The organism is Cellulomonas sp. PhB150 (genome assembly GCF_003755175.1).
Classification (GTDB): domain Bacteria; phylum Actinomycetota; class Actinomycetes; order Actinomycetales; family Cellulomonadaceae; genus Cellulomonas.
The window spans coordinates 876,516-891,315 of the sequence record NZ_RKHX01000001.1 but is presented as its reverse complement, the minus strand read 5'-3'; the positions used below and the strand labels follow the sequence as shown (position 1 = coordinate 891,315).

Here is a 14,800-nt window from a genome sequence, read left to right as displayed (position 1 = left end):
GGCAATCATGGGCCGCAGCATGACTGAGACGCTCCTTCCCGTGGACCTTCCCACGACGACATCCTCGACACCGGCGACCGCGCCGGTGACGGCCGTCGTCGTCACCCGAGGTCTGACGACGTACCTCCCAACGACGCTCGCGGCGCTGGCCGCGCAGACGCGCCGTCCGCTGCGCATCGTGCTGGTCGACGCGGGCGAGAGCCCCGACCAGCAGCTGGGCGCTCTTCTGGAGCAGACGGTCGCCGCCGCCGGGGGCGCGCCGCAACCGGCCCTCCGGACGATCTCCGTCCCGGGCGCCCGCACGTTCGGCGACGCCGTCCGCCGTGCCCTCGCCGACGGCGCCGAGGGCGCCGGCCTCCCCGCCACCTGGCTGTGGCTGCTGCACGACGACAGCGCGCCGGCCTCCGGCGCCCTCGCGGAGCTCACGCGAGCCGTGACCCGCGCGCGCTCCGTCGGGGTGGCCGGGGCCAAGCAGCGCACCTGGTCCGACCCCGAGCGCCTGCTCGAGGCAGGCCTGCGCACCTCGCGGTCCGGCCGGCGGATGACGGACGTCGAGCCCGGCGAGCTGGACCAGGGGCAGCACGACGCGCGCGACGACGTGCTCGGCGTCGGCCTGGCCGGTGCGCTCGTCCGGCGCGACGTGTGGGACGCCCTGCGCGGGACGGACCCCGTCCTCGGCCCGTTCGGCGACGGGCTGGACCTGTCCCGGCGTGCGCGGCTCGCGGGCCACCGCGTCATCGTCGTGCCCGAGGCCGTCGTGCGGCACGCACAGGCGGGATTCCTGGGTCTGCGCGACGAGCACGACGAGCCCGACGCCCGCCGCTCGCACGCGGCCCGCCGCCGCTCGCTGGTCCACCAGCGCCTCGCGTCCGCCCCGCTGCTGCTCGTGCCGGTCGTCGCGGTCCTCGCGCTCGCGCTCGGCGTGGTGCGCAGCCTCGCGCAGCTCACCGCCAAGCAGCCCGGTCTCGCCGTCGACGAGCTGCGCGCGCCGCTCGAGGCGCTCGCCCGGCCCGTCGCCGTCGTCAGGGCACGGGCGACCGCACGACGCACGAGCACCGTCAGCCGACGCACCCTGCGCCCGTTGCAGGCCACCTGGCAGGACGTCTGGCGCCAGACGCAGGACCGCCGGCTCGCCCGCGCCGAGGCGCGCCGCGTCGTCCAGGCGCCGAGCGAGCTCGAGCTGCGCGAGCTCGCACAGCTCACGACGCGCCGGCGGGTGACCCTCGGCGTCGTGTCCGCGGTTCTCGTGCTGGTCGTCGCCGTCGCGCTCGGCCCGCTGATCGGCGCCGCCGCGGGCGGTGCCCGCCTCGTGGGGGCCGCCCTCGCGCCCGCCGCCTCCGACCTCGGCCAGCTGTGGGCCGCCGCGACGTCGGGCTGGGTCGCCGGCGGACTCGGCGCGCCCGGTCCGGCCGACGCGCTGCTCGACGTGCTCGCCGCGCCGACGTTCGTCGCGGGCGGGCAGCTCACCGGTGCCGTCTCGGCGCTGCTGCTCGGCTCGGTGCTGCTCGCCGGGCTCGGCGCGTGGGCGGCCGCCGGTGCCGCGACGCGCTCGGTCGGCGTGCGCGCCTGGGCCGCCATCGTGTGGGCCGGGGCGCCCGCGCTGCTGCTCGGCCTGGGCCAGGGGCGCCTCGGTGCGGTCCTCGCGCACGCGACGCTGCCCTGGGTGGTGCTGGGCGTCGCCCGGGCCGTCGGCGTCCAGCGCGTCGACCAGGTGCTGTCCGGGGTGGCCACGGCCAGCCACGAGGAGGCCGCCGACGAGGCGGACGTCGACACGCCCGTGCGGGGCAACCCCACGATCCCCACGCAGCGGGTCAGCGGCGAGCTCGTCGGCGCACCCGACCCGACCGGCTCGCTGACCGCCGCCGCTGCGGCGGGCCTCGCGTTCGCCGTCGTCGCCGCCGGCGCGCCCGTCCTGCTCCTGCCCGGAGCCCTCGCGCTGCTCGTCGTGGCCCTCTGCGCACGGCGCAGCCGGGCTCGCCTGCTCCTCGTGCTCGCGCCGGCGCTCGTCCTGCTCGGCCCGACGCTCGTCGAGGCCGCCCGGCGTGGCCTGCCCGGCTGGCGGCTCCTGGTCGCCGGGCCGGGCCTGCCGGTCGCCGGCGACCCCGCCACCCCGGTCGAGCGGCTGCTCGGGCTGCCGGCCGACGCGGCCGCGCTCGTGCCGTCCTGGGCCGAGCCCGTCGCCGACGTGTGGCCGCTGCTCGCCGGCGCCGTCGTCGTGCTCCTCGCCCTCCTCGCGCTCCTGCGGGGAGCGCCCGCGGCTCGCGCGGTGCGCGCCGCCTGGATGGTCGCCGCGATCGGGCTCGCCGCCGCGACGCTCGTCGCGCGCGTCCCGGTCGGCGTGCAGGACGGCGTGACCGCGTACGGCTGGACGGGCCCCCTCCTGTCGCTCGCCGGGCTCGGGCTGCTCACCGCGGCCGTGCTCGGCGCGGACCGGCTGCAGGCCCGGCTCGGGCACCAGAGCTTCGGGTGGCGCCAGCCGCTGGTCGCGCTCGTCACCGTCGTCGCGGTCGCCGCCCCCGTGGCCTGGCTGGGTGGGTGGACCTGGCAGGCACGGACGGGAGACGCCGTGGCGCTGCGCGCGATCGACGACGAGATCGTCCCCGCGGTCGGCCGCCAGTCCCAGACCTCGCCCGACGCCTCGCGGGTCCTCGCGCTCGCCGCCGCACCCGCAGGAGCGAGCGCCGGCCCGGACGTCACCTGGCAGCTCCTGCGCGGCGACGGCCCCCTGCTCGTCGACCAGGCCGCGGCCGTGAGCACCCGCCTGCTCGTCGGCGGGCTGACCGATGCGTCCGTGCGCGGGCCGGACGCCGCCGCGGCGGAGGTCGAGGACCTCGTCGCACGGCTCGTCGGTGGGGCGTCCGGCGACGTCGCCGGCCCGCTCGGCGCGCTCGCCGTCAGCGACGTGCTCGTCCCGTCGGTCGCGACCGACACCCGCGACTCGAGCGCGGCCCGGACCGCGCGCGAGCGGCTCGTCGCGACCCTGGACTCCACGGCCGGCCTCGAGCGCGTCACGCAGAGCGCGCGCGGCACCCTGTGGCGGGTCCAGCCCCTGACCCGCGACGCGGACACCGCGGTGACCTCCTGGGCGCGGATCGCCCCGCAGGGCGCTGACCTGGCCGATCCCGCCACGGCTGCCACCGCCGTCGCGTCCGACCAGCGCAGCGTCGACACGACGGTCCCGGCGGGCAGCGGCGAGCGGCTGCTCGTCCTCGCCGAGCGGGCCGACCCGCACTGGCAGGCCCGCCTCGACGGGCGCTCGCTGCGCGCGGTGGACGACGGCTGGCGCCAGGTCTTCCAGGTGGGCGCCGCGGGCGGCCACCTGACGGTGCACTACGACGCGCCGCAGCGCACGCCGTGGCTCGTCGCGCAGGGCCTCGTCCTGCTCGTGACGGTGCTGCTCGCCGTGCCCGTGCGGCGCCGACGGGGGGTCCGCGCATGAGCGCGCGACGCACGGTATGGCTCGGCCGCACGGTCCGGACGGTCTCGGGGCTCGGCGTCGTCGCGCTCGTCGCCGCCGTCGTGGCAGCGGGAGTCCGGCTGCCCGACCAGGACACGGCCGCGCCGCTGGACGGGACGGTCGTCGACGTGCCACCGGGAACCGTCACGCTGACCTGCCCGGGGCCCCTGATCCTGCCGGACAGCACCGGCGACAAGGCCTTCGACCCCACGCCCGTCGCGCCGATCTTCTCGCTCGTGGCCGCGGCGGCGTCGTCCGCCGGCGGCTCCGTCGCGCCCGCAGCCGGGGGAGACGCGGTCGCGACGCTGGCCCCCGGCTCGTCGGCGGCGCGTGTCACCCCGACCGCGCCGCTGGTCGTGCGCGCGGAGCCCACCGAGGTCGCCGCCCGCGTGGCCGCGTCCGTCGGGTCGGTCGTCACCGCGGGAGACCTGCGTGGTCTCTCGGCCGCGTCCTGCCAGCGCCCGACGACGGACGCGTGGCTCGTCGGCGGCGCCACCGACCTGTCCAGCACCGCGCAGCTCGTCATCGCCGCCGCGGGCTCCACGCCGGCCGAGGTCACGGTCGCGGTCTACGGCCCGTCGGGCAAGGTCGACCTCTCGGCGTCGCACTACCTCGTCGCGCCGGGTGCGCAGCGCGTGGTCGTGCTCGGCGCCGTCGCGCCCGAGCAGCGGCGGGTAGCGGTGCGCGTCACCGCGACCGGTGGGGCGATCACCACCTACCTCCAGGACTCCGCGCTCGACGGCTTCACCCCGCTGGGCACCGACCTGGTGGTCCCAGGCTCCGCACCCGCCAAGCACCAGGTGGTCCCGGGTCTGTCGGTGGTCGCGGCCGACGTCGACAGCCCGCTGGCAGGCGCGCTGCGGCTCATGGTCACGGGCAAGAAGGCCACGACGGCACACGTCCAGCTGCTCGGACCCGACGGCGTGCAGGACCTGCCCGGCGCGCAGGAGATCGAGCTCGCGCCCGGCGAGGTCACGGACGTGCCGCTGGGCGGGCTGCCGGCGGGCGCGTACACGGCCGTCATCGACGCCGATCGCGCCGTCGTCGCGTCGGGACTCGTCGCGCGCGCCGGCGCGGCGACCTCGGTCGACCCCGCGCCGAGCAGGGAACGCGCCTGGGTCCCGTCCACGACTGCGGGGGTCAGCGGCATCGTCACGGTTCCCGGCGGGACCCGCGGGGTGCTGGTCGCGACCGCCGTCGGCGAGGCCGGGAGCGCGACCGGCACGTTGCGCGCGATCGGGTCCGACGGTCGCGTGCTCGCGGAGCGGCAGGTCTCCGTCCCCGCGGGGACGACCGGCTCGTGGGTCGCCGACACGCTCGTCGGCACCGGAACGGTGGTGCCGGGCAAGCAGGGGACCGCGACGCCCGGCGTCACGGTCGCCGCGCTCGAGCTCGTGCCCGACGACGGCCCGACGACGCTCGCGTGGGCCCTGGTCGCCGACGTCGCGCGCCCCGACGGCACGCTCGTCTCGGTGCTCAGCCCGGTGCCCGCCGACCCTGCCAGCGCCGCGGTCACCGTCCGCCAGGACCCGCGCGTCGGCACGCGCTGAGGTCAGTCGCGCAGCTCGGGGTCGATCTCCTCGGGCGCCCGGCCGATCATGTGCGCCACCTGCTCGACGACGACCTCGCGCACCAGGTCCGCCAGGTCGAGCGCATCGTTCGACCGGGACTCGACCGGGCGCCGGTAGATGACGATGCGGGCCGCCTGACCGGCGTCCGCGGGGAAGTAGCGCCCGAGCGGCACGCCGCCGTGCTCCCACGGCGCCGGGTGGGAGGGCGGCACGTCCTCGACCGCGAACTCGGTGCCCGCGAGCTGGCGTGACCAGCGACGCTCGATGCGCTCGACGGCGTCGAGGACGTAGTCGTCGAACCGCTGCGCGCGCGTGCGGTAGGCGGGCATCGACGTCGGCATCAGCGGGCCGCGCGGGCCGTGGCCCCGCCGGTCGCGGCGACGGACGGGAGCGGCGCTCGACCCGGCCCCACGGCTCGTGGTGAGCCCACGGCGGGCGTACGGGTCGGTCGTCACGCCTGCATCGTAGTTCGGGTGCCACGGCGTGGGGGGAGCGGGGTGTCGGCGCGCGGGAGTACCTTCTGCGGGTGAGATCCGTCCGGCAGTGCTCCCGCTCGGCCTGCGGCCGTGCCGCCGTCGCCACGCTGACCTACGTCTACGCCGACTCCACGGCCGTGCTCGGGCCGCTCGCGCAGACGGCCGAGCCCCACTCGTACGACCTGTGCGCCGAGCACGCGTCGCGGCTCACGGCACCGCGCGGCTGGGAGGTCGTGCGGCTCACGCCCGACTTCGAGCCCGCCGCGCCCAGCCACGACGACCTGCTCGCGCTGGCCGACGCCGTGCGCGAGGCCGGCCGGCCGCGGGTCGCAGCGGCGGCGGCACCCGTCACCGAGTCCGCCGAGCTCGCCGAGGCCCCGCGTCGGGGCCACCTGCGCGTGCTGCGGGGCGAGGGCTGATGGCTCGCCGCCGGGGCGCCGGTCGTGCGGGTCAGCCGGTCGAGCCGCTGGGCTCGATGAGCCAGCCGACCGGGCCGCTCGTCGCCGGCACCGAGTCCTGCCTGAAGTGCGGGGCGAGCGAGCTCACGCGCATCCGGATGACCCTGACCGACGGCCGCCCCGCGGTGTTCGTCTCGTGCCCCGCGTGCGAGCAGACCAACTGGTTCGCTCTCGAGGGCGACGGCGTCCCGCTGGACCGCTCCGAGGTCCTCGGCAACTAGAGTGGCGCCGTTCCTGCCGACTCACCGAGGGGTCACCTTGCCCGAGCCCGTGGACCTGTCCGCCTTCATCAAGGCCTACGACGTGCGCGGCGTCGTGCCGAGCGAGCTGAACGAGCCCGTCGCGCGCGCGATCGGCGCGGCCTTCGCCGACGTCGTCGTGCTGCCCGAGGTCGCCGCCGGTCAGCGCCCGCGGGTGGTGATCGCCAACGACATGCGCCCCTCGGGCCCGTCGCTGGTCGCCGCGTTCGCCGACGGCCTCGCGGTGCGGGGCGTCGACGTGATCACGATCGGCCTGGCCTCGACCGACGGCCTCTACTTCGCGTCCGGCTCGCTGGGCATCCCGGGCGCCATGTTCACCGCGAGCCACAACCCGGCGCAGTACAACGGCATCAAGCTGTGCCGTGCGGGTGCCCGTCCGGTGGGCCAGGACTCCGGCCTGGCCGCGGTGCGAGACCTCGCGGGCGCCTACCTGGCCGACGAGGTCCCGGTGGCCGACGCCGTCGGCGAGATCAGCACGCGCGACATGCTCGCCGAGTACGCGGCCTTCCTGCGCTCGCTCGTCGACCTGTCCGGCATCCGCCCGCTCAAGGTCGTCGTGGACGCCGGCAACGGCATGGGCGGCTTCACCGCGCCGGCCGTGCTCGGCACCGGCGCGGGGCTGCCCGGGCTGCCGCTCGAGATCATCCCGCTGTACTTCGAGCTCGACGGCACGTTCCCCAACCACGAGGCGAACCCGCTCGACCCCGAGAACCTGCGCGACCTGCAGGCGGCGGTCGTCGAGCACGACGCCGACCTGGGGCTGGCGTTCGACGGCGACGCCGACCGCTGCTTCGTGATCGACGAGCACGGCGACCCGGTCTCGCCGTCGGCGATCACCGCCCTGGTCGGCCTGCGCGAGGTCGCGCGCGAGCGCGCCGCCGGCCGGACGCCCACGGTGATCTACAACCTCATCACCTCCAAGGTCGTGCCCGACCTGCTGCAGGCCGCGGGCGCCCGCACGGTCCGCACGCGCGTGGGCCACTCGTTCATCAAGGCCGAGATGGCCGAGAACGACGCGGTCTTCGGCGGCGAGCACAGCGCGCACTACTACTTCCGCGACTTCTTCTTCGCCGACACCGGCATGCTCGCGGCGCTGCACGTGCTCGCGGCGCTCGGCGAGCAGCCGCACCCGCTGTCGGTCCTCGCCGAGCTCTACCAGCCGTACTCGGCCTCGGGGGAGATCAACTCAGTCGTGACCTCGGTGCCCGAGGCCCGCGCGCGCGTCGTCGACGCGTACGTCACGCAGCAGGGTGCCGGTCCGGTCACCGTCGACGAGCTCGATGGCCTGACCGTCTCGCACTGGGACGGCCACCCGCAGTGGTGGTTCAACCTGCGCGCCTCCAACACCGAGCCGCTGCTGCGGCTCAACGTCGAGGCGGCTGACGAGGACATCATGGAGAAGGTGCGCGACGACGTGCTCGCGCTCGTCCGACAGGAGCAGCAGGCATGAGCGAGTCCGGTGTGAACCTCGAGCAGTGGGCCCGTGACCTGCTGCGCTGCCCCGTGACGGGCGCGACGCTCGTCGACGGCGTGGACGACGACGGCCAGCCCGTGCTCGTCTCGACCCACCCGACCGACCCGCGCACGTACCCGGTCCGCGACGGCATCCCGATCCTGCTCGCCGACGAGGGGCGCTAGATGTCGCACGGTGGCGGGAACAGGGCGATCGTCGCCGCGCTCGCGGCGAACCTGGGAATCGCGGTCACGAAGTTCATCGCCTACCTGCTGACGAGCTCCAGCTCGATGCTGGCCGAGGGCGTGCACTCGCTCGCGGACTCCGGCAACCAGCTGCTGCTGCTCATCGGCGGCAAGCGTGCGCAGAAGGCGGCTGACGACGCGCACCCCTTCGGCTACGGGCGCGAGCGGTACGTGTTCGCGTTCATCGTCTCGATCGTGCTCTTCTCGCTCGGTGGCCTGTTCGCGCTGTACGAGGCGTGGCACAAGTGGCAGGACCCCCACCCGATCGAGTCGTGGAAGTGGGTGCCCGTGGTGGTGCTCGTCGCGGCGATCGGTCTCGAGGGCTTCTCGTTCCGCACCGCGATCCACGAGTCGAACCTGGTCCGCGGCAAGCAGTCGTGGGTGTCGTTCGTCCGCACCGCGAAAGCGCCCGAGCTGCCCGTGGTGCTCCTGGAGGACTTCGGTGCGCTGATCGGCCTGGTGCTCGCGCTGATCGGCGTCGGCATGACCCTCGCGACCGGGAACGGCGAGTGGGACGCCGCGGGCACCGCCGGGATCGGCGTGCTCCTCGTGCTCATCGCGATCGTCCTCGCGCTGGAGACCAAGTCGCTGCTGCTGGGGGAGTCGGCCACCAAGTCCGACGTCGCCGCGATCAAGTCCGCTCTCGTCGGCCCCGGCGTCTCGTCGGTCATCCACCTGCGCACGCTGCACCTGGGCCCGGAGGAGGTGCTGGTGGCCGCGAAGATCGAGGTGCCGGCGGCGACGACGGCTGCCGACGTGGCGGCCGCGATCGACGCCGCCGAGCAGCGCGTGCGCGCGGCCGTGCCGATCGCCCGGGTCATCTACCTCGAGCCGGACCTGCGCCGCGACTGACGGGTCAGTCGACCGGGTCCGGCACCCCGTGCGGGAGCCGGTGCAGGCCCTGGGCGTCCTGGGCGTTGCGGGTGGCGTTGCGGGAGAGCACGTCGATCTCGCGACGCCGCCGCTCGGCGAGCACCGCGGCGAGGAAGTCCTCGGGATGCGTGCCGGCCGGCGGGAGGGGCTGCACGTACTGCGCGACCTCGGCCGTGAGCCGCCCACCCAGCTCGACCCGTGACGTCGGGTGCAGCTGGGCCGCCCGCTGGAGGAACTGCCGGACGGTGAGCGCCAGGCCGTCGGGCAGGCGCGCGATCTCGGCCTGGTGCGCCCAGCCGACGAGGTAGGGCGGGGCCTGGACCGGGATCCGGGCCTTCGTCGCGCCGCGCACCCGGATCGCGTACGTCCCGGCCAGGATGTCGCCGACGCGCTTGCCCTGCGGGTGCACCATCGAGCAGATCGTCGCGACGATGCCGAACGTGAGCCACAGCTCGACGATGCCGGTCAGCGCACGGACGAACGCCTGACGGAACACGATCGGGCCGCCGTCGTCGCGCACGACCCGGATGCCGACGGCGGCCTTGCCGAGGGAACGGCCGCGCGTGAGCGTGTCGACGGTGACGGGCAGCACGAGCATGAGCACGACGAGCAGCAGGATGGTCGCGACGGCGGGCGCGGCATCGGACCGGACGTTGCTGGCGATCCCGACCGTGGCCAGGCTCAGCACGATGATGACGACGGCGAGCACCGCCACGTCGATCAGGCCCGCGAGGAGCCGTGAGGCGGCCGAGGCGGCCTGCGAGTCGAGGAGGACGCCCTCGCCGGTGACGATGCCGTCCACCACACCTCCCAGGTCTCTGCCGCCGCCTGCCGCGACCTGGGCAGAGTAACCGCTGCGGGGCGCTCGCGGATGGCATCCTGTGCGTCATGGACCTGGACGCCTACCTGCTGGTGCACGGTCCCGCGTGGCAGCGCCTGGACACCCTGACCAAGCAGCGCCGCCGCACGGGAGCCGAGGCCGACGAGCTCGTGCGCCTGTACCAGGCGACCGCCACCGACCTCTCGGTGATCCGCTCGGCGGCACCGGACCCCGAGATGGTGACCCGCCTCTCGCAGACGCTCGCCCGCGCCCGGTCGGCGATCGCGGGCACCCACGAGCCGGCATGGCGCGACGTCACCCGGTTCGTCGCCGTGACCCTGCCCGTGGCCATGTACCGGATCCGCTGGTGGACCGTCGCGGTCGGTGGCACGTTCGTGCTGCTCGCGGTCGTCGCGGGGATCTGGGTCGCCACCCAGCCGGACGCGCTCGCGGCGATGGGCACCCCCGCCGCGCGCCAGGAGTACGTGGACCGTGCGTTCGCGGAGTACTACGACCCGGGTGCCGGCTTCGCCGCGACGGTGTGGACGAACAACGCGTGGCTCACCGCGGTGTGCGTCGCCACCGGCATCACCGGGATCGGCCCGGTCTACTTCATGGTCAACAACGCGGTCATGGTCGGCGCCACGGGCGGGATGATGGCGGAGGCGGGCAAGCTGGACATCTTCCTGCAGCTCATCGCCCCGCACGGGATGCTCGAGCTGACGGCCGTCTTCGTCGCCGGGGCCGCGGGGCTGCGCATCTTCTGGACCTGGGTCGTCCCAGGGCCACGCACGCGGTCGCGGGCCCTGTCGCAGGAGGCGCGGGCGCTGTTCACCGTGGCCATCGGTCTCGTCGGCGTGCTGGCCGTCTCGGGGCTCATCGAGGGCTTCGTCACCGGGTCGGCGATGCCGTGGTGGCTCAAGATCGTCATCGGCGCGATCGCGCTCGCCGGGTTCTGGGCGTACGTGCTGGTGCTCGGCCGGCGCGGCGTCCGCGACGGCGAGACGGGTGACCTCGAGGCGGACCGCGCGGGATACGTGCTCGAGACCGTCGGCTGACCGAGCCGCACGTCGTGGTCCGCCGCGTCGTCGGCGACGAACCGCACGACCGCCTCGGCCTCGGCGCTCACCTCGTCGACCGCCGCGCGGGAGAGCGGCGAGAAGGGCGACACGACGAGCGTCGCGCGCCCTCGCGCCGATCGGTCGATCCGCCACGTGCCCCCGACACGCCCGGCGAGCAGGAACGTGCCGGGCACGACGCCGTTCGAGGACTGGAAGGACCGTCGCTGCTCGTCGCTGATCAGCCGCGTCCGATCGGCGTGCCCGAGCAGCAGGTTGTCGAAGTCGGGCAGGAAGCGCACGGGCGCGGGGGTCCCGCCCGGCGGCCGCGGGGCGTCCGGCAGGTCGAGCACCTCGCGCGGGCGGACCTTGCCCGGCGACGGCTCCGCGGCGAGCCGCACGACCCGGTCGCCCAGCCGGTCGGCGACCGCCCGCAGCCCCGTGAGGCCCGACCACGCCTGGGCGTCGGCGACCGTGGCGGGCCCGAACGCCGCGAGGTAGCGCAGCAGCAGGTCCTCGAGCGCCACCGCGAGGGCGTCGGGGTCGGACAGGTCAGGTGCGCTCGCGCCGAGCCAGTGCCAGGCCGTGGTCCACGTCGTCGGGCCCGACCGTCCCCACACGCCCCGCGGGGGCACCTGGACGAGCGGCAGCGTCCCGCGCGCGGCGTGCGCGAGCGACCCGGGCGGGACGTCCGGCCACCGCTGGGCGAGCAGGGCGCCGAGCACGGTGGTCACCCGCGGCTCCTGCTCGACCAGCGTGCGGGCGGCGGCGGTCACCTCCGCGACGTCCACGGTGCGCAGCGGCGCGCCGTGCTGGGCGTTGGCCAGCAGGTCGCGCGTGAAGATCGGTGCCGTCAGGACCGGCAGCAGGAGCGCGTCGTCCGCCGTGACCAGGTGGATCGTGCCGCGCATCACCGCGATGCGGGCCACGGAGCGCCCGACGAGCGCGTCGCCGAGCTGCGCGTGCGTGAACCCGTCCACGCGGCTGGCCAGAGCCAGGTAGGGCGACCAGGCGTTCTGCGCCTGCAGCCCGACGAGGTGGTCGACCACCTCGTGGAACGGCGCCGTGGTCCGCTCCAGGAGGTGCTGGCGCGCGAGCAGTGCACGCGAGAGCTCGTCGGCGGTCAGCACCGGTCCGTCCACCACGGCTCTCCCTCGTCAGGCGTCGGTGCCCGAAACCTACCGTCACTCACCGACACGGCACCGGCACGTGTCGGGGCCGCGTGCGAGCATGCGCTCGTGACCGACGCGACCACCGACAGCCGCTCGCAGGCCGGCACCGTCCGTGCCGCGGCCGGCGGGATCCTCGCGCTCGCGCTGGCGACCTTCGCCGCGATCACCACCGAGCTCCTGCCCGTCGGGCTGCTGCCGCAGATCAGCGACGACCTGGACGTGACCCGCTCCGTCGCGGGCCTCCTCGTCACCGTGTACGCGGTCATGGTCGCCGTGCTCGCCGTGCCGCTGACGCTCGCGACGCGGCGGTTCGCGCGCAAGCCGCTGCTGCTCGGCACGCTGGCCGCCTACACGGTGAGCAACACGCTCGTGGCCGTGGCACCGGCGTTCGGCGTGGTGGCCGGCGCGCGGGCGCTCGGGGGGATCGCGCACGCGGTGTTCTTCTCGGTCGCGATCGGGTACGCGTCGCGCCTCGTCGGCCCGCGGTTCACGGGCCGCGCGCTCGCCCTGGTCACCGCCGGTGCGTCGGCAGGCTTCGTCCTCGGAGTGCCCCTCTCGACGGCCCTGGGGGCGGCCGTCGGGTGGCGGGCCTCGTTCGTCGCGCTGGCGATCGCCTGCGCCGTCGCGGGCGGGCTCGTCGCGGTGCTGCTGCCCGCCGTCAGCACGGGCGCCGCCCCGGCCGCCGACGACGCGCGCCGCACCAACCGCGCCCGCCTCGGCGTCGTCTCGGCCGCCAACACGCTCACGTACCTCGGCCAGTACACCGTCTACACCTACGTCACCCTGCTGCTGCTGGCCGCCGGCCTGACGCGCGCGGCCGTCGGGCCGACGCTGCTCGTGCTGGGCGCGCTCGGCCTGGTCGGCACCGCGTACGCGGCGTCCTTGCTCGACCGGCAGCCGCGGCGCGGCACGCTCGTCGTCCTCGCGACCGTGGCTCTCGGCCTGCTGGCGCTCGGCCTGTTGTTCCCTGCTCAGGTCGGCGTGCTCGCCGCGGCTGCCGTCTGGACGGCCGGGTTCGGCGCCGTGGCGTCGGTGTTCCAGACCGCGGCCATCCGCACGTCGGGGGCGTCGCCGGACGTCATCGGCGCGCTCGTGAACTCCACCGCGAACATCGGCATCGGGGGAGGGGCGGCTCTCGGCGCCTGGGTGCTCGCCGGGCCCGGCCTGGGCTCGCTGCCGTACTGGGGAGCCGGACTCGTGGCGCTCGCCCTGGTGGTCGTGCTACTGGCCCGGCGCGCGTTCCCCGCCGCACCCGACCACGCCTGACGTCAGGAGCGCAGGATCGACGTCATCTTCTTGCCCCGGGCGACCTCGTCCACGAGCTTGTCCATGTAGCGGATCTTCTGCATGAGGGGGTCCTCGATCTCCTCGACCCGGTGCCCGCAGATGACACCCGTGATGAGGGCCGCGTTCGGGTTGAGGGCGGGCGCCTCGGCGAAGAACGTCTCGAGGTCCACCTCGTCGGCGACGGCCTTCGCGAGGCCCGCCTCCGAGTAGCCGGTGAGCCAGGTGATGACCTCGTCGACCTCGTCCCGGGTGTAGTCCTTGCGCTCGACCTTGGTCACGTACAACGGGTAGATGCTCGCGAAGCTCGTCGCGAAGATGCGGTGCCCTGCCACGGTGAACCTCCGTCGTCGTGATGTGCTGGCGACCAGTCTGCCGCCTACAGCCGCCCGGCCGCCTTGAGCGCCAGGTACGTGTCGGCGAGCCGCGGCGCGAGGTCGTCGGGCAGCGCCTCGACCACCTCGACGCCCCGCTGCCGCAGCCGGACGGCGACGGCCGCACGCTCGAGCCCGACGCGCTCGGCCGCCGCGGCGTCGAACACCTCGGCCGCGGACCCGCGCTGCTGCGAGAGCTCGTGCAGCTCGGGGTCGGCGACCGACGCGAGCACCACCTGGTGGCGCGACGTGAGCTGGTCGACGACGGGCAGCAGCCCCTGCTCGACCACGGCCGGGTCCAGCGCCGTGAGCAGCACGACGAGCGCACGCTGGCTCAGCCGCTCGCGCACCTGGCTCACCACGCCGGCCCAGTCCGTCTCGATGAGCTCGGGGTGCGCGGTCGCGAGCGCGTCCGCCAGCGCGGGCATGAGGCGCGGGCCGCCGGTTCCCGCGACGCGTGCCCGGACTCGGCGGTCGTAGGCGAGGAGCTCGACGCGGTCGCCCGCCCGGGTGGCCAGGGCGGCGAGCAGGAGAGCGGCCTCGATGGACGCGTCGATCCTGGGTGCGTCGAGCACCCGGACCGCGGACGTGCGGCCCGTGTCGAGCACGACCAGGACGCGCCGGTCCCGCTCCGGGCGCCACGTGCGCACCACCACGTCGGAGCGGCGGGCCGAGGCACGCCAGTCGATCGAGCGCACGTCGTCGCCGATCACGTACTCGCGCAGCGAGTCGAACTCGGTCCCGGCGCCGCGGACCTGCACGGCCGCGCGCCCGTCGAGCTCCCGCAGCCGGGCCAGCCTGCTCGGCAGGTGCCGGCGCGAGGCGAACTCGGGCAGCACGCGCAGCCGCGCGGGCACCTCGAGCGAGGCCTGCCGCGCGGCGACGCCGAGCGGCCCGATGCTGCGGATCGTCACGCGGTCGGCGTGCGCGTCACCGCGCCGGGTGGGGACGAGCACGGTGCGCAGGCGCCGCCCGTCGCCCGGGGGCAGGTCGACCTCGTGCCGGGGTGCGACCGCGCCTGACGACGGCGGCCAGGCGTCCCGCACGAGCGCGCGCAACCGGCGCGACGCCACGTTGGTGACCTCCAGGTCGCTCGTCGCGGGCTCGCCGAGCCGCACCGAGGGCGGCACGCGGCGCACGACGGCGACCTCGCGCGGCGACGCGGCGAGGGCTGCGTCCACCGCGCACACGACGAGCACCACGAGCGCCCACAGCAGCACGGTCCCGGGCACGGGCACGACGAGCACCGCGGGGATGCCGAGCGCGGCGAGCACGGCCGCGCGCCAGGTGAGGGCCACG

13 protein-coding genes and 1 pseudogene are annotated in these 14,800 nt (G+C 75.7%); 9 read left to right on the top strand and 5 right to left on the bottom strand.

Going from position 1 to position 14,800, the window contains the following annotated elements; genetic code table 11:
* Positions 1–19: 19 nt before the first annotated feature.
* Together EDF34_RS04245 and EDF34_RS04240 are read left to right on the top strand one after the other, a co-directional pair.
* Positions 20–3,439 carry a glycosyltransferase gene (locus EDF34_RS04245; protein WP_123370667.1) on the top strand — a complete coding sequence of 1,140 codons (3,420 nt, stop codon included), beginning with the start codon at positions 20–22 and terminating at the stop codon, positions 3,437–3,439.
* A complete protein-coding gene (locus EDF34_RS04240; RefSeq protein WP_123370068.1) occupies positions 3,436–5,007 on the top strand; it encodes a DUF5719 family protein in 1,572 nt (523 codons plus the stop codon). The genes EDF34_RS04245 and EDF34_RS04240 overlap by 4 nt, the downstream gene beginning before the upstream one ends.
* A gap of 2 nt (positions 5,008–5,009) precedes the next feature.
* Here the strand turns inward: EDF34_RS04240 and EDF34_RS04235 are convergent, their stop codons facing one another.
* On the bottom strand, positions 5,010–5,483 hold the full coding sequence (locus tag EDF34_RS04235; protein ID WP_370450023.1) for a metallopeptidase family protein: 474 nt from the start codon (positions 5,481–5,483) through the stop codon (positions 5,010–5,012).
* A 71-nt stretch (positions 5,484–5,554) separates the two neighbouring features.
* Here EDF34_RS04235 and EDF34_RS04230 point away from each other — a divergent pair, with 71 nt between their 5' ends.
* The 5 genes from EDF34_RS04230 to EDF34_RS04210 are packed head-to-tail and all read left to right on the top strand — an operon-like array spanning position 5,555 to position 8,772.
* The gene (locus EDF34_RS04230; RefSeq protein WP_123370067.1) at positions 5,555–5,923 is read left to right on the top strand and encodes a DUF3499 domain-containing protein; all 369 of its coding nucleotides are present in this window, start codon (positions 5,555–5,557) and stop codon (positions 5,921–5,923) included.
* Positions 5,923–6,183 carry a hypothetical protein gene (locus EDF34_RS04225; RefSeq protein WP_123370066.1) on the top strand — a complete coding sequence of 87 codons (261 nt, stop codon included), beginning with the start codon at positions 5,923–5,925 and terminating at the stop codon, positions 6,181–6,183. Before EDF34_RS04230 ends, EDF34_RS04225 begins: the two co-directional genes overlap by 1 nt.
* Before the next feature lie 37 nt (positions 6,184–6,220).
* Entirely contained in the window at positions 6,221–7,672 is a 1,452-nt protein-coding gene (locus EDF34_RS04220) for a phosphomannomutase/phosphoglucomutase (protein WP_123370665.1), read from the top strand.
* Entirely contained in the window at positions 7,669–7,860 is a 192-nt protein-coding gene (locus EDF34_RS04215) for a Trm112 family protein (protein WP_123370065.1), read from the top strand. The genes EDF34_RS04220 and EDF34_RS04215 overlap by 4 nt, the downstream gene beginning before the upstream one ends.
* Positions 7,861–8,772: a cation diffusion facilitator family transporter gene (locus EDF34_RS04210; protein WP_123370064.1), complete on the top strand. Its 912-nt coding sequence runs from the start codon at positions 7,861–7,863 to the stop codon at positions 8,770–8,772.
* Between the two features lie 4 nt (positions 8,773–8,776).
* Here the strand turns inward: EDF34_RS04210 and EDF34_RS04205 are convergent, their stop codons facing one another.
* Positions 8,777–9,595: an RDD family protein gene (locus EDF34_RS04205; protein WP_123370664.1), complete on the bottom strand. Its 819-nt coding sequence runs from the start codon at positions 9,593–9,595 to the stop codon at positions 8,777–8,779.
* Between the two features lie 86 nt (positions 9,596–9,681).
* Here EDF34_RS04205 and EDF34_RS04200 point away from each other — a divergent pair, with 86 nt between their 5' ends.
* Positions 9,682–10,671, top strand: a complete 990-nt coding sequence (locus tag EDF34_RS04200; protein ID WP_123370063.1) for a stage II sporulation protein M — start codon at positions 9,682–9,684, stop codon at positions 10,669–10,671.
* A gap of 50 nt (positions 10,672–10,721) precedes the next feature.
* Here the strand turns inward: EDF34_RS04200 and EDF34_RS04195 are convergent.
* A pseudogene (locus tag EDF34_RS04195) lies at positions 10,722–11,720 on the bottom strand (winged helix DNA-binding domain-containing protein); the annotation flags it as partial.
* A gap of 189 nt (positions 11,721–11,909) precedes the next feature.
* Between EDF34_RS04195 and EDF34_RS04190 the strand changes: the two are divergent.
* Positions 11,910–13,109 (top strand): MFS transporter, encoded by a 1,200-nt coding sequence (locus EDF34_RS04190; protein ID WP_123370062.1) that lies wholly within the window; start codon positions 11,910–11,912, stop codon positions 13,107–13,109.
* 2 nt (positions 13,110–13,111) lie between these two features.
* Here EDF34_RS04190 and EDF34_RS04185 read toward each other — a convergent pair whose 3' ends face one another.
* Complete coding sequence (locus EDF34_RS04185; protein ID WP_123370061.1) at positions 13,112–13,462, bottom strand: DUF2200 domain-containing protein; 351 nt, start codon at positions 13,460–13,462, stop codon at positions 13,112–13,114.
* 44 nt (positions 13,463–13,506) lie between these two features.
* Positions 13,507–14,799 (bottom strand): DUF58 domain-containing protein, encoded by a 1,293-nt coding sequence (locus tag EDF34_RS04180; protein ID WP_123370060.1) that lies wholly within the window; start codon positions 14,797–14,799, stop codon positions 13,507–13,509.
* Position 14,800 lies beyond the last annotated feature (1 nt).